This is a genomic window from uncultured Phyllobacterium sp., assembly GCF_902479695.1.
GTDB lineage: Bacteria > Pseudomonadota > Alphaproteobacteria > Rhizobiales > Rhizobiaceae > Phyllobacterium > Phyllobacterium calauticae.
Window position 1 is genome coordinate 1 of record NZ_CABSQF010000058.1, and the last position, 26,509, is coordinate 26,509.

Below are 26,509 nucleotides of genomic sequence, written 5' to 3' on the forward strand. Positions count from 1 at the left end.
TTCGTTTGCACCCTAAGACGATATTCCTGTAGGAAGAAGGAATCGACTCGTCATACATTACTTTGTGTGTGCTAGTTCTCACACGTATTCCCGTAGTTTTTTTTTTTTTTTCAAGCAGAAGACGGCATACGAGATTTCGCGCCGCGACCTGTTTCTTGCGTCGAGCGCGATAGCTGGTGGGCTCGCCATGTCGCAGGTCATGCCGGATCCTGCCGCCGCGGCGGTTCCGCTTTCGCCGGTGAAGTCGCCGGGTTTCAAGCGCTTCAAGCTGGGTGAATTTGAGGTCACCACGCTTCTCGATGGCCTGCGCCTGTCCGATGGCCCGTTTCCCACCTTCGGTGCCGATCAGTCGCAGGAGAAGGTGGCAGAACTGATGCGCGCCAACTTTCTGCCCGAAACAAAGTTCGTCAATGGTTTTGCCCCGGTGCTGATCAATACCGGTGCTGAACTGATCCTGTTCGATACGGGTTTTGGCGCTGCAGGGCGCGACAACGGTTTCGGCCAGCTGGAAGCCAATATGAAAGCGGCGGGTTACACGCCCGATCAGGTGAGTGTCGTTGTCATCACCCATATGCATGGTGATCACATCGGCGGCCTGATGAACGGCGAAATGCCTGCCTTTGCCAATGCGCGCTATATCGCGGGGCAGATCGAATATGATTTCTGGACCGATCCGGCCCGGGCGGGCACGCCGGCGGAAGCAGGTGCCAAGGGTGTTGCGGCCAAGGTGAAACCGTTGGCGGAAAAGACCACCTTCATCAAGGCGGGTGATGCGGTTGTGTCAGGGATTACCAGCGAAGCGGCCTACGGCCATACGCCCGGTCACATGATTTTCCATGTGGAATCCGCGGGCAAGCGTCTGGTGCTGACAGCCGATACCGCCAATCATTACGTTGCTGCTTTACAGCATCCGGAATGGGAGGTGGCTTTCGATACGGACCGGGCCAAGGGCATCGAGACGCGCAAGCGGGTGCTCGACATGATTGCCACCGACCGCGTGCCGTTCATCGGCTATCACATGCCCTTCCCATCGGCTGGTTATCTCGACCGGCAGGGAAGCGGCTACCGTTTCGTACCGGTGACCTATCAGTTCGATGTCTGACCCTGTCCGGGCGTTGCCGACGCGGCTTCGGCGCGCTTGCGCCGGATCGCATCCGCAATGAACACCCGTGACAAGGCGTGGTAGAGCGGTTCGTGCGAGATGATGCGCGCCGTGCCGTAACCGAGCATGGATGTACACATCAGCGCGATGACGCTGTCATGGCTCCCGGTCATTTCCAGAATGATGACAAAAGCCGTCATCGGCGCTTGCACCACCCCGGCGAAATAACCGGCCATGCCGAGCACGGCGGCGAGGCCGATATTGCTGCCGGTGAGCAAACCGACCGTGCTGCCGAAGCTCGCGCCGACGGACAGCGAGGGCGCAAAAATGCCGCCGGGAATGCCGGAAACCATGGAAAGGAAACTGGCGAGCAGTTTCTCCAGGAAGAAATACCACGGCAGGGCATGGCCTTCCACGGCGCCGCGCGCCTGTTCGTAGCCGGTGCCGAAGGTTGTACCGCCTGAAGCAACCCCGATCAGCGCCACGGCGAAACCGCACACAGCGGCGAGCAGCAGGGTACGGCGAAACGGATCGGGTGTCGTCCAGCGCTTGATCCTGCGCAATGCCTTGACGGCACCGGCGCTGAAGCAGGCGCCGAATGCACCGCCGCCGACACCGCACAGGATCACCAGAAGCCAGTCGGAAAAGCTGGTTACGACGGCAACGGATGAACCGAAATAGGTATAGTTGCCGACAAGTCCGATGGCGGCGAGGCCGGAGAGGATGACGGCGGTCAGAACAAGGCCGTTGGTGCGTGCCTCATAGGAGCGGCCCATTTCCTCGATGGCAAAGACGATGCCGGCGAGCGGCGTATTGAACGCCGCGGCAATACCGGCGGCGGAGCCTGCAAGGATGAGCCCGCGCGCCTGCGCCATGCCGCCCCAGCGGGCCACCTGCAGCATCAGCGACGCGCCGACCTGGACTGTGGGGCCTTCACGCCCGATGGAGGCTCCAGTAAACAGGCCGACAACGGTCAAAAGGATCTTGCCGAAAACCATGCGCAGGGAAAGCAGCCTGACGCGATCCTCGTGATCGTTGAGATGGCGGGCCGCGATGGCCTGCGGAATGCCGCTGCCCTGGGCATTGGGAAAGAAACTGTAGGCCATATAGGCGCAGAAAATGAAGCCGAGCGGCGTGATGATCAAGGGCAGGAATGTCGTCCAGCCGCTGGTTCCGATCACGCCATGAAACGTTTCCTGGGCAAGATCCGCCAGCTTGGCGAAGAGGACGCTGATCACACCAATGGCAACCGCCCCCGCCCAGAACACCAGGCGCGGCCGCCAGACCCGCGTGTTGCCCCACATGGCACGGGACCGGCGCAGGAAGGAAACTTTTCGGTAAATCGGGCGCACCACATCTCCTGCGTTCAACCGTCCAAGGGATCGTATGGTCCTAACATGGGGGAAAGCGATGGGCCAGTCTCAACAATTCACCCTTTTGCTGCCAAGATGCATAGGGCATTTTGCCACCAAGGAGGACGTCATGAAACGATTCTTTGCCATGCTTTGTGTCTCACTGTCGCTCGGGGCTGTGTCGTCGGCGGTCGCCGCTTCACCGGAGGAAAAGGTTGATCCGATCGACAAGGCGGCGACGGAATGTCTGAACAGTCCGGCAGGGCAGACGACCGCAGGAATGGTCGACTGCTCGCACAAGGCCTTTGTCGCCTATGACAAGCAGCTCAACGAGATTTACAAGAAAGTCCTAGCATCGGTCGATCCGGAATCAGCCAAACAGATTCGCGATGCGCAGCGCAAATGGGTGGCGTGGCGCGAGGCCCAGATCAAGGCCGACAACGGCCCATGGCGCGCCGACCGGGGTTCCATTGCCAGCATGGATATTGAGGCGCTGAATGTGGACGCCGTGCGGGCGCGCATCAAGGAACTTCAATATTATGCGCAGTAGGCGCGGCATCCATCCACCCCTAGAGGGAGATCGCGTATCGCTGATTGCGGAATAAATACGTTTCCACCTTTCCAAACCGACATATCCATGTTACCAGCCCGTGCCAATTCACCGGAACATTACTGACTCGGCGCACCGCCATCGTGGTGCGCTTGTCGCATTTTAAGGAATTGGTTATGGCAAAAATTGTTGAATCCGCGACGGGCGCGCTGGCACTGACATTTGACGATGTCCTGCTTCAGCCGGGTCATTCCGAGGTCATGCCCGGCCAGACTGACATTCGCACCCGCATTGCTCCCGATATCGAACTGAACCTGCCGCTGCTCTCCGCTGCCATGGACACCGTCACCGAGTCGCGCCTTGCCATTGCCATGGCTCAGGCTGGCGGCATGGGCGTCATCCATCGCAATCTGACACCGGAGCTGCAGGCCGAAGAGGTCCGGCAGGTCAAGAAGTTCGAATCCGGCATGGTCGTCAACCCGGTCACCATCGGCCCGGACGCTACGCTTGCCGATGCGCAGGCATTGATGCGCGCCCATGGCATTTCCGGCATTCCGGTGGTCGAGAACGCCGGCGAGGGCAGCCGCAAGCCAGGCCGTCTCGTTGGCATTCTGACCAACCGCGACGTGCGCTTTGCGTCCGATCCCAATCAGAAGATTTACGAGCTGATGACGCGTGAAAACCTCATCACCGTGCGCGAAAACAATGTCCAGCACGAGGAAGCCAAGCGCCTTCTGCACCAGCACCGCATTGAGAAGCTGCTGGTGGTGGACAGCAAGGGTCATTGCGTCGGCCTGATCACCGTCAAGGATATGGAAAAGTCGCAGCTGAATCCGAATGCCGCCAAGGATGCACAGGGACGCCTGCGGGTTGCCGCTGCATCCAGCGTCGGCGAAGACGGTTTCGAGCGCGCCGAACGGCTGATTGCCGCCGGCGTCGACGTGCTCGTCATCGATACCGCTCACGGCCATTCGCAGCGTGTCCTGGATGCGGTCACCCGCGCCAAGAAGATGTCGAACGCCGTGCGCATCATTGCCGGTAACGTTGCAACGGCTGCGGGCACGCAGGCGCTGATCGATGCGGGTGCCGATGCGGTCAAGGTCGGTATCGGACCGGGCTCGATCTGCACCACGCGCATCGTTGCCGGTGTCGGCGTGCCGCAGCTTTCCGCCATCATGTCGGCCGTGGAAGCCGCGCACAAGGCCGGTGTTCCGGTCATCGCCGATGGCGGCATCAAATATTCCGGCGATTTCGCCAAGGCGCTTGCGGCCGGTGCCGCTGCTGCCATGGCAGGTTCTGCCCTTGCCGGAACCGAGGAAAGCCCCGGCGAGGTCTATCTCTACCAGGGCCGTTCCTTCAAGGCTTATCGCGGCATGGGTTCGGTCGGCGCAATGGCCCGCGGTTCGGCGGATCGCTACTTCCAGGCGGAAGTCCGCGACGAGCTCAAGCTTGTGCCGGAAGGCATTGAAGGCCAGGTGGCGTACAAGGGGCCGGTGTCGGGCGTACTGCACCAGCTTGCCGGCGGTCTTCGTGCATCGATGGGCTATGTCGGTGCCAAGAACCTGGAAGAGTTCCGCGACAAGGCGACCTTTGTCCGCATCACCAATGCGGGCCTGCGGGAAAGCCACACCCACGACGTGACGATTACGCGCGAAAGCCCGAACTATCCCGGCGGCAACTGATCGGGGCGCGGAGGCCATGTCTGACAACGCCCTCCGCGACCACTTCTCGGCCATGGCGCGCAACAGCGCCTGGTCGAACCATCGGCTGCTCGGCGCCTGTGCGGGGCTGACGGATGCCGAATTTGTGCAGGAGCGGACCAGTTTCTTCCCGTCGCTGCAGATGACGTTGAATCACAATCTCATTGTCGATCACATCTATCTGGCTGACATGACCGGCGTCGGCCGCAAGAACATCAGCCTCGTCGAGGATATTCCCTTTCCCAAACTGGCTGATCTCCGAGAAGCGCAGGAGGCGTTCGACGCCGATCTGATCGCCTTTTGCGACAGTCTGAGTGCGCCGGATCTCGACCGGATCGTTATGATCGAATGGCAGGACGGGCAGGTTTCACAGGAGCCGATCCGGCTTGTTCTGTCCCATCTGTTCGTGCACCAGATTCATCATCGCGGGCAGGCGCATGCGATGCTGGCGGGAACAAAAGTGCCCCCGCCGCAGCTTGATGAGTTTTTCCTGAACTACGATGTTGCGCGCCGGAAGGGCGAACCTTTCGCGACTTGACCTCCCTCAAGGGGGTCAGTTCACGGAATAATCTTCCGCGCCCGCAAGTCGCGGAAGACGTTCAGGAACATTTCTTCCGTATCGATATGGTCGTGGAAGCCGGCGCGCCGCAGTTTGCTGCCGTCGGCGAAGAAATCGTAATTCCAGCCGAACACCGCATCGCCAAATCCCCATGACGAGACATCCCTGTAGGGGACTGCCGCAAGATTGTGCTTCCCAATCATTTTATCCCAGAGCGGTTCCTTGTCGGCCATCACCACATTCAGGGACATGGGCAGGGGCGGGGCAACCTCCAGATCGAAAAACTTGGCAATTTTCGGCCACATCTCGCTCCAGCGGAAGAGATCGCCATTGTTGATGTTGTAGGCCTGATTGCCTGCAGCCGGATCGGTGGCGATGAACACCGTCGCCCGCGCCAGCAGACCGGCATCGGTCATTTCAAGCAGGCTGTCATAGGCTCCGGGCTTTCCGGGAAAGCGCAGGGGAATGCCAAGTTCCCTGGACATCGAGGCGTAGACGGCGATTACCGAGGCGAGGTTCATCGGGTTGCCCAGCGCGTATCCGATAACGACCGACGGGCGCAGCGCGGACCATGTCCAGCGTTTTCCCTTTTGTGCGGCTTCGAGAAAATCCTGCTGGTCGATGTTGAATTCCGGCGGCATGTGATTGGCATCGCTCTCGCGCGCCGGGGTCTTGAACGGGCCGAGATGTGCACCATAGACCTTGTATCCCTGCATGAGGCTGATGTGCCGGAGGCCGGGTGCGATGGGTTCGACGGCATTGACCACGTTGACCAGCATGGCAAGGTTCGGCGGCACCAGCTCCGCCCAGGTCGGACGGTCCTGATAGGCCGCATAAAAGATATGGGTGACATCGGTGAGGTGCGCGAGCTTTCCCTTGGCATCCGCCGCATCAAGCAGATCGACGGCGATGTGGCTGAGCCTGCCATCTGCAATCCCGCCGCGCCGGGACAGGCCGACAATCTCCCAGTCACCCAATTCCTTGAGATATGCAATGAGGTTGCCACCGATGATGCCATTGGCACCCACAATCACGGCCTTTTTCATGTCCTGCGTCATTTCAACAGCTCCATATTGGTTGGTGCCGTCAGCATCATCCATTTGCATATGTTTGCGTAGTCTATCAATTGTGATATCATTCATAAGAAAATATTTGAGGTGATGAGTGGACCGCTTTGCTGCAATGAAGACGTTCGTACGGGTGGCGGAGCTTGGCTCTCTGTCGGCGGCGGCGCGGGAACTGGGGCTCACGCAACCGGCCGTCAGCCAGCAGATGGCGGCGCTGGAGCGTCACCTGAACATGCGGCTTCTGCATCGCTCGACACGCCAGCTGGCCCTGACCGACAGCGGCGAGACCTATTACCAGCGGGCGCGGCATATCCTGCAGACCGTCGAGGAGGCGGAAGAGGCGGTGGCTGGCCTCACAGCTTCGGTTCAAGGCAACCTTCGCGTGCATGCGCCTGTCGGGTTCGGCCAGATGCACCTGACGCCGATGCTGATCGATTTTCAGCGCCAGCACCCGGATTTGACTGTCGAATTCATTCTCGATGACCGCTTTGCCGATCTGGTGGCCGAGGGTGTGGACGTTGCCATCCGGTTCGGCGCACTCGCCTCCTCCGGGCTGGTGGCACGGAAACTGGCGACGTTCGAGCGTATTCTCGTGGCTTCGCCGGATTATCTCGCGCGCCATGGCAGCCCCCTGCTGCCGGAGGAACTGTCAGAGCATCAGCATGTCAGGTTCATCTGGTCGCCGCAGGGCGAGGCGGTGCCGCTGATCGGCCCGGAGGGGCCGATTGTCGTGCCGGTCAAATCAGGCTTTCTCGCCAACAACGCTTTTGTGCTCAATCAGGCTTTGTGTGCGGGCGTGGGCATTGGCGGGGCGCAGGTGCCGCTGGTCCAGCCGTTTCTCGACGACGGCACGCTGGTTCGCGTGCTGCCCGCTTACCGCTATGCCCCCATGGATATGCACGTGGTCTATGCCTCGGCAAAGTTTCTGCCGCGCAAGGTACAGGCGTTTGTCGATCATCTCGCGGCTGGCTTGTCCGGAATTCCCGGGTTGAATTAACAGCTTGCGGAAAAAATGAACGTAGACGTAAGATGCGCCAACGTTGGAGGACCCCATGTCGCAGACCGCAATTTTCTGGCCGATGATCGCACTGACCGCGTTGATCTATATCGTCTACGGCCTGGTATTCCTTCGCCGGATGGAGGCGGTCAAAAGCGGCCAGGCGTCGCCCCGCGATTTCAAGCTGCCGCTGAAGGAGCCGGAGGTCAGCGTCACGGTGATCCGCAACCTGATCAATCTTTATGAACTGCCCGTCCTGTTCTACGCCGTCTGCATTTCGCTTTATGTGGTCAATGGCTCATCGTTTCTTGCCGTCATTGTTGCCTGGCTGTTTGTGGCAGCACGCATCGCCCACACCGTCGTGCATGTGACGTCGAACCGTTTGAGGCTGCGCCAGCCGATTTTCACCATCGGCTATCTCTTGAACGGTATTCTCTGGGTCATTCTCGCGCTGCATCTGGCGATACCCGCAACGGCTTAGAAAGCGGTGAAGGGATTGCGGGGAACGGCCAGGAACTAAGCCGCCAGATCGTCCAGCTCTTCGGCTGAGATCAGCAATCGCCTGCCGCACTCGACAATCGTAGCGGCAAGGGCCTCGAAATCGTCGCGCCTTTCGCTTTGCCGGCGCCAGATCAGGCCGATCTCCCGCGAGGGTTCGGGATCGGCAAAGGCAAGGATGCGCACATTGTTTCGGCTGGCCTCCGTGCGCACGGCAATTTCCGGGATCAGCGTCAGGCCCATGCCATGGCTGACCATCTGCAGCAGGGTTGTCATGCTGGTGGCGCCATAATTGACCAGCTGCCGCTGCTTGACGCTGGTGCACACCGCCAGGGCCTGATCGCGCAGGCAGTGGCCTTCTTCGAGCAGCAGCAGCCGTTCCAGCGCCACACTCTCCTGGGTCATCGGCGAGGTGAGAATGTCGGTATCATTGCTTGACGTGGCAATCAGAAACCGGTCGCGGAACAGCGGTTTGGCGACAATGCCATCGCTGTCGATCGGCAGGGCGGCGATCAGCGCGTCGAGATCGCCGAGCCGCAGATCCTCGACCAGTTTTGACGTCACCGCCTCGCGCAACTCGATGGTCAGCTCAGGGTAGGCTGCGCGCAGTTCCGGAATGAGAATGGGCAGGAGATAGGGCGCTATGGTCGGGATGATCCCCAGCCGCAGGCGGCCCTGCAGAATGCCGCGCCGCTGCGACGCCAGTTCTTCCAGCGATCGGATGCCGTTCAGGATGCCGCGAACCCGCGGCAAAAGCCGCTTGCCCATATCGGTCAGAACCACCGTGCGGCGCGTCCGCTCAAACAGGGGTGTTCCCAGCCGCTGCTCCATCTCCGCGATCTGCGCCGAAAGCGCCGGCTGCGAAATGCGTGCGAGTTCTGCGGCCTTGCGGAAATGCAGAGTGGTGGCGAGGATATCGAAATAGCGCATCTGACGGACGGAAAACATGATAACCAAATCCTATCAATAATAATTCTAAATTCAATTGGAAACTATGATTGGAATAGTTCTATGGTCGCCCCCGAGATCGCAGAGAGCCCGCGCGCCGTGCGATTCTGAAAATAGTGTCAAAAACGAAATTCAAGGAGAAGCCAATGGCTGACCGTCCGACGTTGACAACAACTGCCGGTGCACCGGTATCAGACAATCAGAATTCGAGGACTGCGGGCGAACGCGGTCCTGTTCTCCTGGACGACTATCAGCTGCTTGAAAAGCTTGCCCACCAGAACCGTGAACGTATCCCGGAACGTGTTGTTCACGCCAAGGGCTGGGGCGCATTCGGCACGCTGAAGATCACCGGCGATATCTCCCGCTACACCAAGGCCAAGGCCTTGCAGCCGGGCACCGAAACGCCGCTGCTGCTGCGTTTTTCCACGGTTGCCGGTGAACTTGGCGCTGCCGATGCCGAGCGCGACGTGCGCGGTTTCGCCCTCAAATTCTACACGAGCGAAGGCAACTGGGATCTGGTCGGCAACAATACGCCGGTGTTCTTCGTGCGCGATCCGCTGAAGTTCCCTGATTTCATCCACACGCAGAAGCGTCATCCACGCACCAACATGCGTTCGGCCACCGCCATGTGGGATTTCTGGTCGCTGTCGCCGGAAAGCCTGCACCAGGTCACCATCCTGATGTCGGATCGCGGCCTGCCGGTCGCGCCGATGTACATGAACGGTTACGGCTCGCACACCTATTCCTTCTGGAATGACAATGGCGAGCGCTTCTGGGTAAAATTCCACTTCAAGACCCAGCAGGGCCACAAGCATTATACCAATGCGGAAGCTGAGACCCTCATCGGCAAGTCACGCGAAACCTATCAGGAAGAGCTGTTTGGCGGTATTGAACGCGGCGAATTCCCGAAATGGACCGTCCAGGTTCAGATCATGAGCGAAAGCGATGCGGAAAAGACTTCCTACAATCCGTTTGACCTGACCAAGGTCTGGCCGCATGCTGAATTCCCGCCGATCGAAATCGGCGTCATGGAACTCAACCGCAATGCCGACAATTATTTCGCCGAGATCGAGCAGGCTGCCTTCTCGCCGTCGAACGTCGTTCCCGGCATCGGTCATTCGCCGGACAAGATGCTGCAGGCACGTGTGTTCTCCTATGCGGATGCGCATCGCTACCGCCTTGGCACGCACTATGAAGCACTGCCCGTCAACCAGCCGAAGTGCCCGGTCCATCACTACCACAAGGATGGCCAGATGAACTTCTTTGGCCAGAAGACCGGCAATGTCGATGCCTATTACGAGCCCAACAGCTTCTCGGGCGCCGTCGAGCAGCCATCGGCAAAAGAGCCGCCGCTGGCTCTTTCCGGCAGTGCGGATCGCTACAACCACCGCATCGGCAACGATGACTACGGTCAGGTGACGGCACTGTTCAACCTGTTCGACGCCGGTCAGCGTACGCGCCTGTTCTCCAACATTGCCGCGGCAATGGGCGGTGTTCCCGGCGCTATCATCGAGCGGCAGCTGGCGCACTTCAAGCGCGTTCATCCCGCGTATGAAGCCGGCGTGCGGGCTGCCCTCAAGGAAGCGCATGGCTATGAAGCCAACGCGATTTCCAACGAAGAAAAGCACGCCGCGGCCGAGTAATCGCTGCCTGCAACAACTTTGTTGTTCAATGTGAAAGCCGGAGCGTGATGCTCCGGCTTTCTTTTATTGGCTTTGCCATGTATGCGAAGCCGGTAGACAAAAAGAAGGAATTCCCATGCGACTTGGCGGACGCCTGCAGGCGGCAATCGAAGTACTGGACGATATTGAGACCCGCAAACGCCCGGCTTCCGATGCGCTCAAGGATTGGGGACTGTCGCACCGCTTTGCCGGTGCGGGTGACCGCGCGGTCATCGGCAATATCGTTTATGACGCCTTGCGGCGCAAATTGTCGCTCGGCTGGCGCATGGACAGCAACGCGGCCCGTCATATTGCCTTTGGCGTGCTCCTGTCCGATGCCGAACTGGTTATCGATGAAATCAATGCCGCGCTGGATGGTGACAAGTTTGCGCCCGCACCGCTCGAAGCCGACCGCATGGCCATCTGGCTGGAGCGTGACCTCGCAGCGGCGCCCGATCATGTGCGCGCCGACACGCCAGAATGGTCTGTGCCGCATTTCCAGGCGATTTTCGGCGATGCCTGGGTGGGTGAAGCCGCTGCCCTCAGCGACCGCCCGCCGGTCGATCTGCGCGTCAACACGCTGAAGGCCGATCGCGAAAAGGTGCTGAAGGAACTGGTTCGCGCCGGAGCCAGCGCTGCGCCGCTGCTGGAAACCGCCGTGCGGGTGCCGCCGCTGCGCGCCATGGGCCGTCATCCGAACGTGCAGGCGGAACCGGCCTTCCAGCGTGGCCTTTTCGAGGTGCAGGATCTCGGCTCGCAGATCGCCGCCAAACTCAGCGGTGCCAGGCCGGGCGAACAGGTGCTCGACTACTGCGCCGGAGCTGGCGGCAAGACGCTGGCGCTGGCGGCCCAGATGGGCAACAAGGGGCAGATTCACGCCTATGACGCGGAACGTGCCCGGCTTGCCCCCATTTTTGACCGGCTCAAACGGGCAGGGGTGCGCAATGCCCAGGCCCACGCCAATTCCAGCGAACTCATTCCGCTTGAAGGCCAGATGGATCTCGTTCTGGTCGATGCGCCTTGCACCGGTTCTGGCACCTGGCGGCGCCGGCCGGACGCAAAGTGGCGCCTCAGCGAGCAGCAGCTGGAACGGCGCGAAGTGGAACAGCGTGAGGTGCTTGACGCGGCCAAGGCCTATGTGAAACCGGGCGGGCGGCTGGTCTACATCACCTGTTCGCTGTTTGCGCCGGAAAACGGCCAGCAGGTCGCTGCGTTCCTGGGGGCAAACCCTGATTATACCCCGGTCGATACCCGCCCGCTCTGGCAGGAGGCGGTGTCGGCGAGCGACGGTCTCGGGCCTTTGTTCAAGGATGGCAACACGATCCTGTCGCCATTGTCGACGTCGACAGACGGCTTCTTCATTTCTGTTCTCAGACGCGAGAAATAGCGGTACAACCATCCGCGACATTGTCCGCAGGAAAGGTTCTTCCATGTCCCGGTCCGTAGGGTTTCTCTTGTTTCTCGTGTTGGCTGTCGGTGGCGGTCTTGCCATCGGCTATATCACGCTGCCGGGCGAATGGTATGCCGGGCTGGTCAAGCCTTCATTCAACCCGCCGAACTGGATTTTTGCACCGGTGTGGACGATCCTGTATGTCCTGATCGCCGTTGCCGGGTGGCGGGTGTGGGATCTCGATATGACCTCCGCCCAGCAATTCTGGTGGGCGCAGCTCGTCTTGAATTTCCTGTGGTCTCCGACCTTTTTCGGCTTCCAGCAGATGGGATTTGCCTTGCTGGTCATCGCGCTTTTGCTGGTCTCGATCATCGCCTTCATCCGGGTGACATGGGAGCCCGATAGATCGTCGGCTGTCATCTTCATTCCCTATCTCGTCTGGGTCGCCTTCGCCACGCTTCTCAACGCATCGCTGTATCTGCTCAATCCGGTGTCCTGACATGAGCTTGCCCTATCAACTGGCCGCTATTGGCGGCAAACAGGTGCTGTTCGTCATGGCGGTGGATGCGGAGTATGGGGCGCATCTGCAGCGGCTGTTCCGACCGCTGATGACCGGTGTCGGGCCGGTGGAGGCGGCGGTCAGCCTTGCGGCTAATCTGGCGGCGCTGGAACGGGATGAAATCGTACCGGACCTCGTTGTATCGCTGGGATCAGCCGGGTCGCGGACGCTGGAGCAGGCCGAAGTCTACCAGGCGACAAGCGTCTCCTATCGCGACATGGACGCTTCGCCGCTTGGCTTCACCAAGGGGGCAACGCCGTTTCTCGATCTGCCGGTCACCGTGCCTTTGCCGCTGCGCATCCCAGGCGTGAGGGAAGCATCGCTTTCAACCGGCGCGAACATCGTCTCGGGCAGCGCCTATGACCGGATCGATGCGGATATGGTGGAGATGGAAACTTTTGCCATATTGCGCGCCTGCCAGCGTTTTGGCCTGCCGTTGATCGGGCTGCGCGGCATTTCCGACGGTGCTGCCGACCTGCGCCATGTTGGTGACTGGACGGAATATCTGCATGTGATCGACGAAAAACTGGCGCTGGCCGTGGAAGCCATGGGCCATGCGCTGGAGGCCGGGGCGATCACGCTATAATTTTTTGATTTTCTTATCGACTATTTTATTGATACTGAAAAGTGATATCATTATGTGGATCTCAACCGGAAGCATCGGGCGACGCTTGCCGCCATTTTTGCCGAACCCGTGCGTGCAGGTATTGCTTGGCGGGATGTTGAGGCGCTCATCCTCGCTTGTGGAGGCGAGATTACGGAAGGGCAGGGCTCGCGGGTTCGTATCGCCCTGAATGGCATCCGCGCGGTGTTTCATCGACCGCATCCGCAAAAGGAAACGGATAAGGGCGCGGTGAAATCAGTGAGGCGCTTTCTGCTGGAAGCGGAGATAAGACCATGAGTACGATGCATTACAAAGGCTATGAAGCGGTTATCGAATACGATGAAGATGCTTCTCTTTTCCACGGTGAGGTTATCAATCTTCGCGACGTCATTACCTTTCAGGGAACATCTGCGGCAGAGCTGAAGCAAGCGCTTGCCGGCTCCATCGAGGATTATCTGGCCTTTTGCGCCGAGCGTGGCGAGGAGCCGGAGAAGCCATTTTCCGGTCAGTTTGTCGTGCGTGCGGAACCGGTCCTGCACAAGGCCATTTCCAGTGCCGCGCGCCGCGCCGGGGTGAGTCTCAACAAATGGGTTGTCATGACGTTGGAGCGATCGTTGCGCTAGAGGTTCGGATACGAACAAACACCACAACACAAGGATGATTCCTCTCAAATTGTGAACAAATGCAATTGGCATCCGCGTGTGGTGGAGTGACCCATTGCATCGACTCGGCAATTGCTTTAAAGGCCCGCCATGAACACACCCACTCATCCCGATACAGTCCTCATCGTCGATTTCGGCAGCCAGGTAACGCAGCTGATTGCACGCCGTGTGCGCGAAGCTGGTGCCTATTCCGAGATCGTTCCTTTCCAATCCGCTGACGAAGCATTCCGCCGCATCAAGCCGAAGGCGGTCATTCTTTCCGGCAGTCCGCATTCCACCGTGGATATCGGCAGCCCGCGCGCGCCGCAGGCCGTGTTTGAATCGGGCATCCCGGTTCTCGGCATCTGCTATGGCGAGCAGACCATGTGCGCGCAGCTTGGCGGCAAGGTCGAGAGCGGCCATCACCGCGAATTCGGCCGCGCTTTCCTCGACATTCAGGAAGAATGCGCCCTGTTCGACGGCATCTGGGCCAAGGGGACACGCCATCAGGTCTGGATGAGCCATGGCGACCGCGTCGTTTCCATTCCCGACGGTTTCAAGGTTGTCGGCACATCGACCGGCGCGCCGTTCGCGGCTATCGCCAACGAAGCCAAGAAATTCTATGCCGTGCAGTTCCATCCGGAAGTGGTGCACACGCCCGATGGCGCCAAGCTCCTGCAGAATTTCGTGCATCGCATTGCCGGCATCAAGGGCGACTGGACCATGTCCGCCTATCGCGAACAGGCCGTCGCCGCGATCCGCAAGCAGGTTGGCGACAAGAAGGTGATCTGCGCCCTCTCGGGCGGCGTTGATTCCTCCGTCGCTGCCTTGCTCATCCATGAAGCGGTTGGCGAGCAGCTCACCTGTATTCTTGTCGACCACGGTCTGATGCGCAAGAACGAGGCTGCCGATGTGGTTGCCATGTTCCGCGAGCATTACAACCTGCCGCTCATCCTCGTGAACGCGCAGGACCGTTTCATCGACGCGCTGGAAGGCGAATCCGATCCGGAGAAGAAGCGCAAGACCATTGGCCGCCTGTTCATCGAAGTGTTCGAGGAAGAAGCCAAGAAGCTTGGCGGCGCGGATTTCCTCGCACAGGGAACGCTCTATCCGGACGTGATCGAAAGCGTCTCCTTCACCGGCGGCCCTTCGGTGACCATCAAGTCGCACCACAATGTCGGCGGTCTGCCCGAGCGCATGAACATGCAACTGGTCGAGCCGCTGCGTGAGCTGTTCAAGGATGAAGTACGCGTGCTTGGCAAGGAACTCGGACTGCCCGATTCCTTCATCGGTCGCCATCCGTTCCCCGGTCCCGGCCTTGCCATCCGCTGCCCCGGCGGCATCACCCGCGAGAAGCTGGAGATTTTGCGTGAGGCCGATGCGGTCTATCTCGATGAAATCCGCAAGGCGGGCCTTTACGATGTGATCTGGCAGGCATTCGCCGTGCTTCTGCCGGTGCAGACCGTCGGTGTCATGGGCGACGGCCGGACCTACGAATTCGTCTGCGCCCTGCGTGCCGTCACTTCCGTCGACGGCATGACAGCCGACTTCTACCACTACGATATGAGCTTCCTTGGCCAGGCGGCCACGCGGATCATCAACGAAGTCAAGGGCATCAACCGCGTCGTCTATGACGTCACCTCGAAGCCGCCAGGCACGATCGAGTGGGAGTAAGAAAAATTGACGGCCATCGTGTCCTTTTGGCGGGAGCGCGACGAAGCCGTGATTTAATCGTTCGGCGCCACACGAAAGGGCAATCATGAACGACTCCGAGCAGGACAGTGCAAACATAGCCAGGAATTTTGAGGCTATGGGCAATTTCATCGAGCATTTTGGCATCAACCGGGATCGGGGTGAGCGGTGCCGTTTCGACGCCGATGTTATCTTTCAAAGCGCGCGGCTGGCACATGAACACACGCGGGTATATCTCAGCTTTCGCGACGACGATGTTTCGTCCGTGCGGTTTGCCGAGAAGGGCGAGCTCAATCCCGTCTTCGTCCATACGGAATTCCGGGTCACGTCCTCGCATTTCCAGTTTGAAAACAATGAGCTGCAGATTACCGGTTCCTCGCCCAAAGTAGGCACGTACAAGGTCCGCATCATACCATCATAGCTGATCAGGAAAGGCTCTGAGGCATGTTCCGGTGCGCGGCTTTGTCGATAGCGGCCTGAAGAGCGTCGCCATCGACGGGTTTGTTGAGCATTTGCAGGCCGCTTTCGGCTATCTGTTTCAGGACGGACGGGGATGTATCGCCTGTCAGCAGGAGTGCCGGAACCGTGTAGGTCAGATGGTTGAACAGGTCGGCAATCGCCTCCAATCCGGTTGTTCCTGCCGCCAGTCTGTAATCGGCGATGATCAAATCCACCGGCGTCCGTTCCGGTGCCGAAGCGTGTAGCCGTATCACAGCTGCCGCAGATTTGTCCGCGTAAACCCTATGCCCCAGCACCGTCAGCAGTTGAGTGATGGCGTCAAGAACATCCGGTTCATCATCGACCACCATGATGCAGAGAGAGCCGGAAAGTGCAACCTGCCGCGCGGGGAGAGACGCCGGCGGGCGCGATGTCAGCGGAACAAGGATCGAGAACATCGAACCGCGTCCCTCCCGCGACACGAGCCTCAAGGGATGACCGAGCAATTGTGCCGTACGGCGGACGATTGCCAGACCAAGACCCAGCCCCTTGTCGCGATCCCGCGCCGGATTGTTCAACTGGTGGAATTCGTCGAACACCGTTTCCTGCTGGTCGGGAGGAATGCCGATACCGGTATCGAGCACCTGTATCTCGACATTTGAACCGCGCTTGCGGCAACCCAGAAGAATTTTCCCGTGGTCGGTGTAGTTGAATGCGTTGGTGAGGAGGTTTGCCAGGATACGCCGCAGCATCATCGGGTCGGTGTAGACCCAGAGATCGCGATCAGCCAGACGCCATTCGAGGTTGCGCTCCCGCGCGGTTCCGCTGAATTCGTCATGCAGATCATCGAACAAGCGCGACAGTGAGACGGGTTCTTTTGCGCTTGTGACGATGCCGGCGTCCAGGCGCGACATGTCGAGCAATGCATTCAGCAAGCCGCTGAGGTTTCCCGTGATCGATTTTACCCGCTTCGCCAGCGTGCGTGCGTCTACACCGCGGACGTCGCCCCGTTCGCCCAGTGTGGCGAGCGTCGAATTGAAAAGGCTGAGCGCGTGCAGGGGCTGGCGCAGGTCATGGCTTGCCGCAGCCAGAAAACGCGACTTGGCGCGATCGGCCGCCCGGGCCTTGTCCCGCTCTTCCTTCAATTGGGTAATGAGTGTCATGTTCTCGAAACGCAGCAGAACGGTCTCGACCATCGATTTGTATGACACGCGGCTGTAGTAAAGATTGACACCGGCAAGGCAAACAACAAACACCAGATAAACGTCATTGATTGCTGCTTCCGCCGTCAACGCGCGGATTGCCATAGGCAACAGCATGGCAATCAGCGAACCCGCATAGGCCGGCGGAAATGCGGACAGCGATGGAATGGCGCCGCATACCAGGCCGGTGAGCACGATGGTGGTGAAAGCCTGCATTTGCGGCTCTGCCGATAAAAACCCGTACCAGCCAAGCAAACCCCACAATGCGCTCGATGCCCACGACAGGATCGTGAAACGCCAGGCCCAGGAAGACAAAGCCGTGCCGGCTTGTTCCGCCTCGGATTTAGGGCGCCCGAAATAGCGTCTTGATGTCAGGACACGAGCGATTGTCAGGCAGTAAATCGCCCCCACCCACGACACAAGAAGCTCGCTTTGTACAAAATTCCAGAGAACATACAAAACCGGAAGGGGAATAATGAAGTTGGCAAATAATACTGCGTAAGATTGTCGGTATAAAAGATCGATAAGATGAGGCTGTAAATGTTGATCAATTCTCATTGCTGTTTTAACTCTGGCTCGGGAATGCGAGCATGATGCACGCCGTTGGTTTTTTAACAAGAAGGTACGCCTTATGCTCGAGTTTTCGCGGGTCATCCTTGCTGACGATCATGCTCTTGTGCGTGAAGGGCTCAAGCTCCTGCTTTCGACCATCGACGGCGTGACGGTTGCCGGCGAAGCGGCGGATGGCGACACGGTCGACCGCCTGCTCCGGGAAACGGCCGCCGATCTTCTCATTCTTGACCTTGGCATGCCGGGCGTGAACGGATTTCAGTTCATCAGGAATGTGCGAGCGGCCTGGCCCGAGCTGAAGATTCTGATTGTGACGGCAAATCTGGAACCGCGTTCTGTGCGCGCCGCCTTTGATGCCGGCGCGAACGGCTATTTGACGAAAAGCGGCGACGCGACAGAATTTCTGGCCGCCATCGAGGCCATGCGATGCGGCGAACCCTATGTTGCCGACGAGGTGCGTTTTGCCGTCGACCAGCACGGCAAGCGAGACGGTTTCCATGAGCCCAAGCCTGCTATTGCGTCTCCCGTCGAACTGACGCGGCGCGAGCAGCAAATCCTGACCCTTATTCCTCACGGCATCTCCACACGTGATATTGCCGAGCGTCTCGGGATCAGTCCGCTCACGGCACGCAAACATCGCGAAAACCTCATGCGTAAACTCAATCTGCACAGTGGAGCCGAACTGACGGCCTATGCCATCCGTCTTGGACTGTCCGCCGGTTGAACGCCAGCAAGGCCGTGTCCCGTCAGATATTCTTGGTTGCCAATGTGACGCCCAGACCAATCAGAATGGACCCGCAGACCTTTGGAACAATCCATCCTGATCCAGCCTTCGTCATACGGCCAAGCGTGACCGAGGCGATGCCCACAGCCGCAACGTCCGCCGCTGAAAAGGCGAGATTGACGATGATGCCAAGCAGCAGAAACTGCAGCCAGACTGGAGCACTCAGATTGGCGTCGATAAACTGTGGCAGAAATGTCAGGAAGAATAGCGCCGTCTTCGGGTTGAGGACCTCAACGACGACACTGTCGCGAAAAACACCGGGACCCGTGGAAACGGTGTCTTTATGCCCGCCTTTTCCGCCCATGAACATGGTGATGCCCAGCCAGACGAGATAGGCGGCGCCAGCAAACTTGATCACCGTGTAAAGCAGTGGTGCGCTGTGAAGGAGTGCTGCCAAGCCCAGCGCCGTCGCGACAATGTGCACGTAACAGCCGAGATGAATACCGCAGGCAGCCTTCAGCCCGGCACCGGTTCCATGCGTCAGCGTCTGGGCGGTCATGTAGAGAATCGCTGGCCCCGGCATGCAGGCAAAGAGCAATGTTGCCAGGACAAATGGCATCAGTTGTTCGAGCGGCAACATCATTATTCCTCCGGCAGATGGGACCGCTCTCATTATCCGGAGCGATTTTGGTCGATCGCGACATTGATCGAACCAAGCGACGACATCATGCGGAGGGACAATTACGGCCGGAAACGCGCAGGGAACATACGGCACTCGTCGTACTTCGACAGCATGGGCGCCGGAACAGAACGACAGGGTTAACAGTCTGCAACGGAAAGCGCGGGGAGCTTCCCTGCCCTCTGTATGGCACGAAATACGGCAAATGCCGTATGGCTGATCGAATCGCTGGACTATATCCCTCCAACAATTAGAAGTTGTGCTGTCGTTCCCAGGGGGGGGCACGGTGGAGCTGGGGGAAACGACCATGAAACTTGCCAGCAAGTGCCGGCAGCACGTTGCCGTGTTGCTTTTAAGCGTATGTTTTTCCGGGACAGCATTCGCGCAAACGGCAGGTGATCCCACCGATCCAGAGACATGGCGGACACCTGAATACAAGACCCAGTTTTGGCTCGATTACATTTTCGCCGATTATGCCTATGCCATGGGCGTGGACGGCAGCGGTGTTAAAGTTGGCGTTATCGATTCAGGTTTTGCCAGAGATCACCCGGAATTTGCCGGACGCTATGAAGAAGGGATCACCGTCCAGCCCGACAAGCCTTGGTATATCGATTCAAACTCGGTGACGCACGGTTCTGCGGTCGCAGGTGTCATCGCAGCAAACAGGGATGGCAAGGGAATGCATGGTGTTGCGCCAGGCGCGACGATCGTTGCCGTGAATGCTGAAGAGGAAGACGGATATATCGATGCAAAGGCTGTCGTCGCTGGAATATATGGTTTGGTTTCCCGCAACGTGCATATCATCAACAACAGCTATGGCTCAGAAGCTGGAATCACGGATTATACGCCCGACGTCGTCTCTTCGATGTACAAGGCCGAAATCGCCGCGTACAGGCACGCCGTAGCCAACGACACCCTGATGATCTGGGCAACCGGCAACGACAGTCGTAGCCAGCCCTCCATTGACGCTGGGTTGCCCTATCTCATTCCGGAGCTGGAACGCGGCTGGCTGGCAGTGACCGGTTATGATTATGAATATGGCAATCAGTGTGGTGTTGCCAAAAACTGGTGTCTGGCCGCGCCCGCTTATGCCGTCATTACCGTGGACGGACGAGGCGGGTATCAGGCGATGAGTGGAACGTCCTTTGCGGCTCCGCACGTTGCCGGTGCCGCAGCCCTGGTCAAACAGATGTTCCCCTACATGACGATGGATCAGGTCAGGCAGGTTCTGCTAGGAACCGCTTTCGACATTGGCGCTCCCGGTGTGGATGATGTCTACGGATACGGGCTTCTCGATGCCGGTCGTGCCGTGCTCGGGCCGGGGAAATTTGATTGGGGCGATTTCAACGTCAAATTTGACGGCGGTCAGAGCAGATGGTTCAACGACATTACTGGCGCAGGCGGCTTGGTCAAATCGGGTGATGGCACGCTGTTGATGTTTGGCGACAGCACCTATGCCGGCAAAACCCGGATTGATGGCGGCACTCTGGCGCTGGCAGGCAGTATCGCATCCGATACGCTGGTAGGTCGTGGCGGGGCCCTTTCCGGAGACGGCATCATTTACGGGAATGTCGACAACCAGGGCATCGTCTATGGCGGCTGGGGTGGCGCCGGCGGAACGCTGACAATTGATGGCAACTATCACCAATCCGCCGATGCCAGCATGCGGGTCAAGATCGGCGCAGCGGCGGGTACCAGCCGTGTCGACGTGACGGGCACGGCGCAGCTTGACGGTGGCACAGTTGATGCTTTCCTCAATCCGGGCACGTTTCGCGGTGATGCCCGATACACGATCCTTGCTTCGGGCGGGCTCACCGGAACGTTCAGCCGTGTGCAGGCTGACTACGCCTTCCTCGACCTGACACTCGGCTACGATGCCACCAATGTCTATCTGAACGTTTTGCGGAACAAGACGGCTTTTGCCGATATTGGCACGACGAAGAACCAGAGATCGGTGGGTGCCGGTGTGGAAAGTTTCGGCGGGCTGGTGCTGTCCGGTACTGCCGGGACAGGCAATCCCGCCGCATCCATCTACGACCTGATTATCGGGTCGAATGCCCATGATGCGCAGACAATATTCGACAAGCTCTCCGGTGAAATCCATTCGAGCGTCAAATCGGCACTGCTCGACGAAAGCCGGTTTGCCCGGGATGTCATCTCCGCGCGGCTGCGCGCGGCATCGGGGGCTGCTCCGTCTCCGTCGATGCCTCTTCTGGCCTACGGTCCGGGTGGTCAGATTCCGGCCGCACCCGATGCGTCCTCGGCGGTCTGGGGGCAGGCCTACGGTTCATGGGGACACCTGTCGGGCAATGCGAATGCTGCGAAGCTCGAGCGCTCCTCGGGTGGATTCTATATGGGGGCCGATGGAGAATTCGGGCAGTCATGGCGCGCAGGCTTTGCCGGAGGATATGGCAGCAGTTCGCTTGACGCTCCGGCACGCGCGTCCTCGGCATCCGTCGACAGCTATACGATCGCTGCCTATGCCGCTACGCAGATGGATGCGCTGGCCTTGCGTTTTGGCGCGGCCCACACGTGGCACGCGGTGGAAACAAGCCGTTCCACGGCATTTGGTGCATCCGCTGCCGATTACGCCGCGAGAACGGTGCAGGTTTTCGGGGAGGCAGGCTATGCCTTCGATTACAACCGTGTGGCATTGGAGCCATTCGCAGGTCTCGCCTATGCAAACCTTCACACCGACGGCATCGGGGAAAGCGGGGCTGCAGGGCTCAAATCCCGCGGCGACAATGATGACAACGTCTATGCAACGCTGGGCCTGCGTGCCCGGACGGATATTCCCGTCGGTGACACGGCCAAGCTGGCGGCAAGGGGAATGCTTGGATGGCAGCATGCCTTTGGCGACGTTGCTCCGGATACAACATTCGCGTTGGCCGGAGGGGCGCCATTCCCGGTCGAGGGTTCACCCGTTGCGCGGGATGCTCTCGTTGCTGAAGCCGGACTGGATTTCTCGCTGACAAAGGCTGTCACGCTGGGTGTTTCCTATACCGGCCAGATGTCGTCTGCGGTGCAGGCGCATGGGGTGCGTGGTGATCTAAGCTGGCGATTCTGAAAGGGCACGCCGCACGAGGGGCGATGCGAGGGGGCTCTCCGATGATAAGGCGGTCCTCCCGCTATGGCCGTATTGGCGCGGCGAACAGCCCATGACCCGTTTGAAGGCAGTACTGAAGGCGCTTTCGGAGTCATAACCCAGTGACAGGGCAATGGCGGACACGGGATCGCTTGAATTCTCCAGCCTGTCTCCCGCCACCAGCATGCGCCAGCGTGTCAGATATTCCATGGGGGACTTTCCGACGGTCTGCTTGAATTTGAGTGCAAAGGTTGAGCGCGACATGCCGGCCCGTTCCGCCAGTGTCTGCAACGTCCAGTGGCGCGCCGGATTCTCATGCATGGCGTTGATCGCCGCGCCCATCTGCTTATCCGCCAGAGCGAACAGCCAGCCGACGCCGCCTTGCAATCCTCCGGCCAGATGCAGTCGCAGCGCCTCGATCAGCATCATATGGGCCAGGTGCTGCACGAGGAGAAAGCCGCCGGGCTGCCGTTCGCGCAACTCCCGCATCATCAGTTCCACGGGCCAGCGCAGCACGGACTGATCCGAGTCTTTGCGGATGTGCACGATCGGCGGCAGCATTCCCAACAGGACGCTTGCATGATTGCCGGTCAGGGCAAAACGGCTGCTGACAAGAAAGCAATCGCCGCCGCCTTTATGCACGGCGATGCCGCCATTGCGCGCAGCGGAAAAAACCGTGACAGCCTCGACGGACGACAAAGTCAGATCGCTTGCCAGGCGAAACGGCCGACCGTACGGCAACAGGAAGCAGTCGCCCGTGCCGAGGTGCACGGCATCGGCAACGCCCCCCACGGACAGCCAGCATTGACCGGAAACCACGGCGCCGCATTTGATACTGTCCCGGCTTTCCGGAAACTGGATCGACCATTCACCCCCGGCATCGAAGCCGGCGGACATGTAATTATGCGGTTTCAGCAGGGACAGGACGTCTGAGAGCGGGTCCATGGTCATTCCGGACGATTGCGAAGATAATGCGGACTTTACAGCATAGATCGTATTTCTCCAACCGCCTATCTTCTCCACTACGGCCGTGATTGCGGTCATTTCATTTTAAAATGGAGAAGTGGAATGCGTGTCTTCGTTACCGGTGCCACCGGCTTTGTCGGCTCTGCCGTCGTGGAGGAACTCGTCAAGGCGGGCCATCAGGTGCTCGGCCTTGTCCGCACGGACGCGGCGGCCAAATCACTTGCCGCCCTCGGCGCGCAGGCGCATCGCGGCGATCTCGACGATCTAACAAGCCTGCGCGATGGCGCCGCCGCCGCAGATGGGGTGATCCACACGGCGTTCAATCATGATTTCTCGAAATTCGCGCAGAACTGCGAGATGGACCGCCGCGCCATCGAGACACTTGGCACTGTGCTCAAAGGCTCGGATCGCCCCTTGCTTGTCACCACGGGAATGGCGCATCTGGGACGGGATCGCCCGGCGACGGAAGAAGACCTGCCCGGCCCGGCTTCCGCGGCTGTGCCCCGCGTTTCGGAAGCGACCGCTGCGGCGCTGGCGGCGGATGGAGTGCGCGCGTCGGTGGTTCGTCTTCCTGCGTCGGTTCATGGTGACGGCGACCATGGCTTCGTACCGCACCTCATCAACCTCGCGCGCGAAAAGGGCGTGTCTGCCTATGTCGGCGAAGGGCTCAACCGCTGGCCCGCGGTGCACCGGCTGGATGCGGCTTCCGTCTACCGGCTTGCCCTTGAACGGGGGACAGGCGGCGACCGTTATCATGCGGTTGCCGAGGAGGGTGTGCTGTTCAAGGACATCGCCACACTGATCGGCCGCCGGCTGAATGTGCCTGTTGTGGCCAAGACTCCGGAGGCGGCGGCCGAACATTTCGGTTGGTTCGCCGTCTTTGCCGGCATGAGCGCTCATGCCGCAAGCGCACGAACCCGCGAACTGTTGAACTGGCAGCCGAACCAGTCCGGGCTGATGTCCGATCTCGACCGGCCGCGCTATTTCGAAATGTAGGGGACGGAGGCTCCAGCCCTTCAAACCGTCACGACGATCTTGCCGAACTGCTCGTTCGATTCCAGAAAGCGATGCGCATCGACGATCTGGTCGAACGGGAAGGTTCTGGCGATGACCGGCTGCAGGGCACCGGATGCCAGCCCGTCCAGGATGAAAGCCTTGGCTGCTTCCAGCCGAGCGGGATCAGCAATGATCTCGTGCACGAGATAGCCGCGCAGCGTCAGGGATTTGCTCAGCACCGTAAACAGCGGGAAAGGGGTCGGTTCCGGGCTCAAGCCGCCATATTCCACGAGGATGCCGCCCGGTGCCATGGCAGCGGTCAGCGGGCCGAATATCGGACCGCCGATGGGGTCGAGCACCACGCGCACGCCGTCCGGCCCGGTGATGTCCTTCAGCCGCGTCTCCAGGTCTTCTTCGGCGGCGGCAATGACATGGGCGGCGCCGAAAGCCAGCAGCTCCTGTTTCTTGCCGGAGGTGCGCGTGACGGCAATGGCCGTCGCGCCAACCCTGTTGGCAATCTGGATCGCCGCAAGTCCCACGCTGCTTGAGGCCGCGGTGATGACGACGAAATCTCCCCGGTGCAGCTTGGCGATGTCGATCAGCGCGCCGTAAGCGGTCAGGTAAGGCATCCACAGCGCCGCCGCCTTTTCCCAACTGAGCCCTTGCGGGTGTTTGACAACCGATCCGGCGGGGAAGGTCACCAGTTCACCATAGGCCGGCCAGCGCACCATCGATTTGGGCGGTATGATGCTGACCGTATCACCCGGCGCAAAGTTCTCGACGCCTTCGCCAATCGCTTCCACGATGCCCGCTGCCTCAAGGCCAAGACCGGATGGCAAAACTGGCGTCTCGATGTAGGTGCCGGTACGCAGAAGCGCTTCGGCACGGTTCAGCCCCAAGGCCTTGACGCGGATTTGAACCTCGCCCGGGCCGGGCTGGGGAATCTCGACATTCTCGATGCGCAAAACTTCGGGACCGCCGAATTCATGGAAACGAACAACGCGTGCCATAGTCATAACTCCAAACCATTTGAACTGAATAGGCTATGCCAGCAGGAGAAATGCGGATAAATAGCGCATAATGAAGTTCTGTAGAAACCAGGAGTTTCGAATATGGATCGCCTCGCCAGCATGGCCGTGTTTGTCAGGGCCGTTGATCTCGGCTCCTTTGCCGCGGCTGCGGACGCGCTTGGCCTGTCCGGCCCGATGGTCGGTAAACATGTCCGGTTTCTGGAAGAGCGGCTGGGCGTACGCCTGATCAACCGCACGACACGCCGCCAGAACCTGACCGATTTCGGGCGTGCCTATTATGAACGTTGCCGGGTGATACTGGCCGAAGCGGAGGCCGCGGATGCGCTCGCGGATGATCAGCTGTCCGAACCGCGCGGTCGGTTGCGGGTGACGATGCCCGCGCATTTCGGCCGGCACTGCGTCACCCCCGTATTGCTCGGGCTCGCCCGGCAATATCCCATGCTGGAACTTGACCTGTCGCTGAGCGACCGCTTCGTCGATCTCGCCGAGGACGAATATGACCTTGCCATCCGGACCGGCACTCCCGACGACAGGGGCGGCGTGATTGCGCGGCGGATCGCCCGCCAGCATATGGTTGTCTGCGCCGCGCCGGCCTATATCGCGAACCATGGCGAACCACGGGCGGTCGACGACCTTGCCGGGCACCAGGCCATCATGTATCGCCGGTCGGGCCGCATCCGCCCATGGCTGTTCCCGCGCGGCGACCAGCCGCCGGCCGAGGCGATGCCGGTCAATCGCGTGCGGCTGGATGACCTTGACGCCATTGCCGACGCTGCCATGGCCGGCATGGGGCTGGCCTGGCTGCCGTCCTGGCTCATCCGCGACCGGATTGCCGCGGGAACACTTGTGCAATTGCTGCCGGATCAGCCGGATTATCTCTACGACGCCTATGCGTTGTGGCTGCCGGTGCCGCATTTGCCGCTGCGGGTCCGCCTGGCCGTGGATGCACTCGCCGCCGCTTTGCCCCGGCTGATGGGGTGAACGGCGGCCTCAGGCTGCCTGCATTCCGCATAGCGGCGATGCTTCAAACAGCCTGCTGCCAATGGTTCGCGCCCTGTCGAGGTGTATTGCCGGATCCTGCGTTTCAGAATCGAGCAGCAGCTCCGACGTGACGACGCAGGCACCGCAATAATCGAAGATGCCGTGATCGATCTGCGTCTTCATGGCATCGAAGTAACCGCGCCGGGTATAGGTTCGCGCATCGGCGCCTCCAACGCCGATGAGATGCACCTTGAGGTGGCCGAGCTTCTTTTCCAGGCCGCCGTCCAGGCTGAAGTCGAAAGCCCAGCCATTGGAAAAGACCCGGTCGATCCATCCCTTGAGCAGTCCCGGCATCGACCACCAGTAGACGGGAAAGACCAGCACCACAGCATCGGCACGGTCGATCCGCGCCTGTTCGGCGGCGACATCGGCGGGCGGGGCCGCCCGGGGGCGGGGGAGGATCAGGGCCGCTACAGCGGCGCGGTGGGCGGGGCGGGGGGGGCCGCCGCGGCGCAGG

Annotated in this window: 27 protein-coding genes; 18 read left to right on the forward strand and 9 right to left on the reverse strand. The window is 60.1% G+C overall.

Annotated features, from left to right (window positions below; all coding sequences use genetic code 11):
* Positions 1–187 precede the first annotated feature (187 nt).
* Positions 188–1,102 carry an MBL fold metallo-hydrolase gene (locus RDL77_RS22370; protein ID WP_374042782.1) on the forward strand — a complete coding sequence of 305 codons (915 nt, stop codon included), beginning with the start codon at positions 188–190 and terminating at the stop codon, positions 1,100–1,102.
* Here RDL77_RS22370 and RDL77_RS22375 read toward each other — a convergent pair.
* Positions 1,087–2,406: a chloride channel protein gene (locus tag RDL77_RS22375; RefSeq protein WP_374042784.1), complete on the reverse strand. Its 1,320-nt coding sequence runs from the start codon at positions 2,404–2,406 to the stop codon at positions 1,087–1,089. The two genes, RDL77_RS22370 and RDL77_RS22375, sit on opposite strands and share 16 nt — an antisense overlap.
* 178 nt (positions 2,407–2,584) lie before the next feature.
* Here RDL77_RS22375 and RDL77_RS22380 point away from each other — a divergent pair, with 178 nt between their 5' ends.
* From RDL77_RS22380 to RDL77_RS22390, 3 genes are all read left to right on the forward strand, one after another.
* On the forward strand, positions 2,585–3,004 hold the full coding sequence (locus RDL77_RS22380; RefSeq protein ID WP_288194761.1) for a lysozyme inhibitor LprI family protein: 420 nt from the start codon (positions 2,585–2,587) through the stop codon (positions 3,002–3,004).
* Between the two features lie 176 nt (positions 3,005–3,180).
* Positions 3,181–4,686, forward strand: a complete 1,506-nt coding sequence (guaB, locus tag RDL77_RS22385; protein ID WP_223611621.1) for an IMP dehydrogenase — start codon at positions 3,181–3,183, stop codon at positions 4,684–4,686.
* Positions 4,687–4,702: 16 nt separating this feature from the next.
* A complete protein-coding gene (locus RDL77_RS22390; protein WP_288194762.1) occupies positions 4,703–5,242 on the forward strand; it encodes a DinB family protein in 540 nt (179 codons plus the stop codon).
* 20 nt (positions 5,243–5,262) lie between these two features.
* Here the strand turns inward: RDL77_RS22390 and RDL77_RS22395 are convergent, their stop codons facing one another.
* Positions 5,263–6,321, reverse strand: a complete 1,059-nt coding sequence (locus RDL77_RS22395; RefSeq protein WP_288194763.1) for an SDR family oxidoreductase — start codon at positions 6,319–6,321, stop codon at positions 5,263–5,265.
* Positions 6,322–6,445: 124 nt separating this feature from the next.
* Between RDL77_RS22395 and RDL77_RS22400 the strand changes: the two genes are divergently transcribed.
* Both RDL77_RS22400 and RDL77_RS22405 read left to right on the forward strand, forming a co-directional pair.
* Positions 6,446–7,327 carry a LysR family transcriptional regulator gene (locus RDL77_RS22400; RefSeq protein ID WP_288194764.1) on the forward strand — a complete coding sequence of 294 codons (882 nt, stop codon included), beginning with the start codon at positions 6,446–6,448 and terminating at the stop codon, positions 7,325–7,327.
* Positions 7,328–7,382: 55 nt separating this feature from the next.
* On the forward strand, positions 7,383–7,808 hold the full coding sequence (locus tag RDL77_RS22405; protein ID WP_288194765.1) for an MAPEG family protein: 426 nt from the start codon (positions 7,383–7,385) through the stop codon (positions 7,806–7,808).
* Positions 7,809–7,843: 35 nt separating this feature from the next.
* Here RDL77_RS22405 and RDL77_RS22410 read toward each other — a convergent pair whose 3' ends face one another.
* Complete coding sequence (locus RDL77_RS22410; RefSeq protein ID WP_288194766.1) at positions 7,844–8,773, reverse strand: hydrogen peroxide-inducible genes activator; 930 nt, start codon at positions 8,771–8,773, stop codon at positions 7,844–7,846.
* Between the two features lie 146 nt (positions 8,774–8,919).
* Between RDL77_RS22410 and katA the strand changes: the two genes are divergently transcribed.
* From katA to RDL77_RS22430, 4 genes are all read left to right on the forward strand, one after another.
* Positions 8,920–10,416, forward strand: a complete 1,497-nt coding sequence (gene katA, locus RDL77_RS22415; RefSeq protein ID WP_288194767.1) for a catalase KatA — start codon at positions 8,920–8,922, stop codon at positions 10,414–10,416.
* Between the two features lie 115 nt (positions 10,417–10,531).
* On the forward strand, positions 10,532–11,821 hold the full coding sequence (locus RDL77_RS22420; RefSeq protein ID WP_288194768.1) for an RsmB/NOP family class I SAM-dependent RNA methyltransferase: 1,290 nt from the start codon (positions 10,532–10,534) through the stop codon (positions 11,819–11,821).
* Positions 11,822–11,864: 43 nt separating this feature from the next.
* On the forward strand, positions 11,865–12,323 hold the full coding sequence (locus RDL77_RS22425; RefSeq protein WP_223611613.1) for a TspO/MBR family protein: 459 nt from the start codon (positions 11,865–11,867) through the stop codon (positions 12,321–12,323).
* A 1-nt stretch (position 12,324) separates the two neighbouring features.
* Entirely contained in the window at positions 12,325–12,969 is a 645-nt protein-coding gene (locus tag RDL77_RS22430) for a 5'-methylthioadenosine/S-adenosylhomocysteine nucleosidase (protein ID WP_374042783.1), read from the forward strand.
* On the opposite strand, the gene RDL77_RS22435 is transcribed toward RDL77_RS22430, so the two are convergent.
* Positions 12,964–13,200 (reverse strand): hypothetical protein, encoded by a 237-nt coding sequence (locus RDL77_RS22435; protein WP_308526421.1) that lies wholly within the window; start codon positions 13,198–13,200, stop codon positions 12,964–12,966. The two genes, RDL77_RS22430 and RDL77_RS22435, sit on opposite strands and share 6 nt — an antisense overlap.
* Between RDL77_RS22435 and RDL77_RS22440 the strand changes: the two genes are divergently transcribed.
* The 4 genes from RDL77_RS22440 (at position 13,138) to RDL77_RS22455 (ending at position 15,741) form a co-directional block, all read left to right on the forward strand.
* Positions 13,138–13,284 carry a type II toxin-antitoxin system HicA family toxin gene (locus RDL77_RS22440; protein ID WP_308526420.1) on the forward strand — a complete coding sequence of 49 codons (147 nt, stop codon included), beginning with the start codon at positions 13,138–13,140 and terminating at the stop codon, positions 13,282–13,284. The two genes, RDL77_RS22435 and RDL77_RS22440, sit on opposite strands and share 63 nt — an antisense overlap.
* Complete coding sequence (locus RDL77_RS22445) at positions 13,281–13,610, forward strand: type II toxin-antitoxin system HicB family antitoxin (protein ID WP_223611611.1); 330 nt, start codon at positions 13,281–13,283, stop codon at positions 13,608–13,610. Before RDL77_RS22440 ends, RDL77_RS22445 begins: the two co-directional genes overlap by 4 nt.
* 129 nt (positions 13,611–13,739) lie before the next feature.
* Positions 13,740–15,302, forward strand: a complete 1,563-nt coding sequence (guaA, locus tag RDL77_RS22450) for a glutamine-hydrolyzing GMP synthase (RefSeq protein ID WP_288194770.1) — start codon at positions 13,740–13,742, stop codon at positions 15,300–15,302.
* A gap of 85 nt (positions 15,303–15,387) precedes the next feature.
* A complete protein-coding gene (locus RDL77_RS22455) occupies positions 15,388–15,741 on the forward strand; it encodes a hypothetical protein (RefSeq protein ID WP_223611609.1) in 354 nt (117 codons plus the stop codon).
* A gap of 4 nt (positions 15,742–15,745) precedes the next feature.
* Here RDL77_RS22455 and RDL77_RS22460 read toward each other — a convergent pair whose 3' ends face one another.
* Positions 15,746–17,176 carry a hybrid sensor histidine kinase/response regulator gene (locus RDL77_RS22460; RefSeq protein ID WP_288194771.1) on the reverse strand — a complete coding sequence of 477 codons (1,431 nt, stop codon included), beginning with the start codon at positions 17,174–17,176 and terminating at the stop codon, positions 15,746–15,748.
* Positions 17,177–17,591: 415 nt separating this feature from the next.
* Between RDL77_RS22460 and RDL77_RS22465 the strand changes: the two genes are divergently transcribed.
* Positions 17,592–18,254: a response regulator transcription factor gene (locus tag RDL77_RS22465; protein WP_223611607.1), complete on the forward strand. Its 663-nt coding sequence runs from the start codon at positions 17,592–17,594 to the stop codon at positions 18,252–18,254.
* A 22-nt stretch (positions 18,255–18,276) separates the two neighbouring features.
* Here the strand turns inward: RDL77_RS22465 and RDL77_RS22470 are convergent, their stop codons facing one another.
* Positions 18,277–18,894, reverse strand: coding sequence for a LysE family translocator (locus RDL77_RS22470; RefSeq protein ID WP_288194780.1), 618 nt, complete (start codon positions 18,892–18,894; stop codon positions 18,277–18,279).
* Between the two features lie 346 nt (positions 18,895–19,240).
* Between RDL77_RS22470 and RDL77_RS22475 the strand changes: the two genes are divergently transcribed.
* Positions 19,241–22,000 (forward strand): autotransporter domain-containing protein, encoded by a 2,760-nt coding sequence (locus tag RDL77_RS22475; protein WP_288194772.1) that lies wholly within the window; start codon positions 19,241–19,243, stop codon positions 21,998–22,000.
* On the opposite strand, the gene RDL77_RS22480 is transcribed toward RDL77_RS22475, so the two are convergent.
* Positions 21,983–22,963, reverse strand: a complete 981-nt coding sequence (locus RDL77_RS22480; protein ID WP_288194773.1) for an AraC family transcriptional regulator — start codon at positions 22,961–22,963, stop codon at positions 21,983–21,985. The genes RDL77_RS22475 and RDL77_RS22480 overlap by 18 nt on opposite strands.
* 123 nt (positions 22,964–23,086) lie before the next feature.
* Here RDL77_RS22480 and RDL77_RS22485 point away from each other — a divergent pair, with 123 nt between their 5' ends.
* Complete coding sequence (locus tag RDL77_RS22485) at positions 23,087–23,980, forward strand: SDR family oxidoreductase (protein ID WP_288194774.1); 894 nt, start codon at positions 23,087–23,089, stop codon at positions 23,978–23,980.
* 20 nt (positions 23,981–24,000) lie between these two features.
* On the opposite strand, the gene RDL77_RS22490 is transcribed toward RDL77_RS22485, so the two are convergent.
* Positions 24,001–24,990 (reverse strand): zinc-dependent alcohol dehydrogenase family protein, encoded by a 990-nt coding sequence (locus RDL77_RS22490; RefSeq protein ID WP_288194775.1) that lies wholly within the window; start codon positions 24,988–24,990, stop codon positions 24,001–24,003.
* Positions 24,991–25,092: 102 nt separating this feature from the next.
* Between RDL77_RS22490 and RDL77_RS22495 the strand changes: the two genes are divergently transcribed.
* A complete protein-coding gene (locus tag RDL77_RS22495) occupies positions 25,093–25,992 on the forward strand; it encodes a LysR family transcriptional regulator (protein WP_288194776.1) in 900 nt (299 codons plus the stop codon).
* Positions 25,993–26,001: 9 nt separating this feature from the next.
* Here RDL77_RS22495 and RDL77_RS22500 read toward each other — a convergent pair.
* Positions 26,002–26,509: NAD(P)H-dependent oxidoreductase (locus RDL77_RS22500; protein ID WP_288194777.1), on the reverse strand; the 508-nt coding region annotated here is incomplete at its 5' end.

Bases quoted from the DNA above. Each gene is read 5' to 3' on its own strand.
- RDL77_RS22485 (WP_288194774.1), top strand. From the start codon at position 23,087: ATGCGTGTCTTCGTTACCGGTGCCACCGGCTTTGTCGGCTCTGCCGTC.
- RDL77_RS22380 (WP_288194761.1), top strand. From the start codon at position 2,585: ATGAAACGATTCTTTGCCATGCTTTGTGTCTCACTGTCGCTCGGGGCT.
- RDL77_RS22375 (WP_374042784.1), bottom strand. From the start codon at position 2,406: ATGTGGGGCAACACGCGGGTCTGGCGGCCGCGCCTGGTGTTCTGGGCG.
- RDL77_RS22420 (WP_288194768.1), top strand. From the start codon at position 10,532: ATGCGACTTGGCGGACGCCTGCAGGCGGCAATCGAAGTACTGGACGAT.
- RDL77_RS22405 (WP_288194765.1), top strand. From the start codon at position 7,383: ATGTCGCAGACCGCAATTTTCTGGCCGATGATCGCACTGACCGCGTTG.
- RDL77_RS22490 (WP_288194775.1), bottom strand. From the start codon at position 24,990: ATGGCACGCGTTGTTCGTTTCCATGAATTCGGCGGTCCCGAAGTTTTG.
- guaB (WP_223611621.1), top strand. From the start codon at position 3,181: ATGGCAAAAATTGTTGAATCCGCGACGGGCGCGCTGGCACTGACATTT.
- RDL77_RS22395 (WP_288194763.1), bottom strand. From the start codon at position 6,321: ATGACGCAGGACATGAAAAAGGCCGTGATTGTGGGTGCCAATGGCATC.
- katA (WP_288194767.1), top strand. From the start codon at position 8,920: ATGGCTGACCGTCCGACGTTGACAACAACTGCCGGTGCACCGGTATCA.
- RDL77_RS22435 (WP_308526421.1), bottom strand. From the start codon at position 13,200: ATGAAACACCGCGCGGATGCCATTCAGGGCGATACGAACCCGCGAGCC.
- RDL77_RS22400 (WP_288194764.1), top strand. From the start codon at position 6,446: ATGAAGACGTTCGTACGGGTGGCGGAGCTTGGCTCTCTGTCGGCGGCG.
- RDL77_RS22370 (WP_374042782.1), top strand. From the start codon at position 188: ATGTCGCAGGTCATGCCGGATCCTGCCGCCGCGGCGGTTCCGCTTTCG.
- RDL77_RS22445 (WP_223611611.1), top strand. From the start codon at position 13,281: ATGAGTACGATGCATTACAAAGGCTATGAAGCGGTTATCGAATACGAT.
- RDL77_RS22410 (WP_288194766.1), bottom strand. From the start codon at position 8,773: ATGTTTTCCGTCCGTCAGATGCGCTATTTCGATATCCTCGCCACCACT.
- RDL77_RS22470 (WP_288194780.1), bottom strand. From the start codon at position 18,894: ATGTTGCCGCTCGAACAACTGATGCCATTTGTCCTGGCAACATTGCTC.
- guaA (WP_288194770.1), top strand. From the start codon at position 13,740: ATGAACACACCCACTCATCCCGATACAGTCCTCATCGTCGATTTCGGC.
- RDL77_RS22390 (WP_288194762.1), top strand. From the start codon at position 4,703: ATGTCTGACAACGCCCTCCGCGACCACTTCTCGGCCATGGCGCGCAAC.
- RDL77_RS22475 (WP_288194772.1), top strand. From the start codon at position 19,241: ATGAAACTTGCCAGCAAGTGCCGGCAGCACGTTGCCGTGTTGCTTTTA.
- RDL77_RS22460 (WP_288194771.1), bottom strand. From the start codon at position 17,176: ATGCAGGCTTTCACCACCATCGTGCTCACCGGCCTGGTATGCGGCGCC.
- RDL77_RS22465 (WP_223611607.1), top strand. From the start codon at position 17,592: ATGCTCGAGTTTTCGCGGGTCATCCTTGCTGACGATCATGCTCTTGTG.
- RDL77_RS22425 (WP_223611613.1), top strand. From the start codon at position 11,865: ATGTCCCGGTCCGTAGGGTTTCTCTTGTTTCTCGTGTTGGCTGTCGGT.
- RDL77_RS22455 (WP_223611609.1), top strand. From the start codon at position 15,388: ATGAACGACTCCGAGCAGGACAGTGCAAACATAGCCAGGAATTTTGAG.
- RDL77_RS22430 (WP_374042783.1), top strand. From the start codon at position 12,325: ATGAGCTTGCCCTATCAACTGGCCGCTATTGGCGGCAAACAGGTGCTG.
- RDL77_RS22495 (WP_288194776.1), top strand. From the start codon at position 25,093: ATGGATCGCCTCGCCAGCATGGCCGTGTTTGTCAGGGCCGTTGATCTC.
- RDL77_RS22480 (WP_288194773.1), bottom strand. From the start codon at position 22,963: ATGGACCCGCTCTCAGACGTCCTGTCCCTGCTGAAACCGCATAATTAC.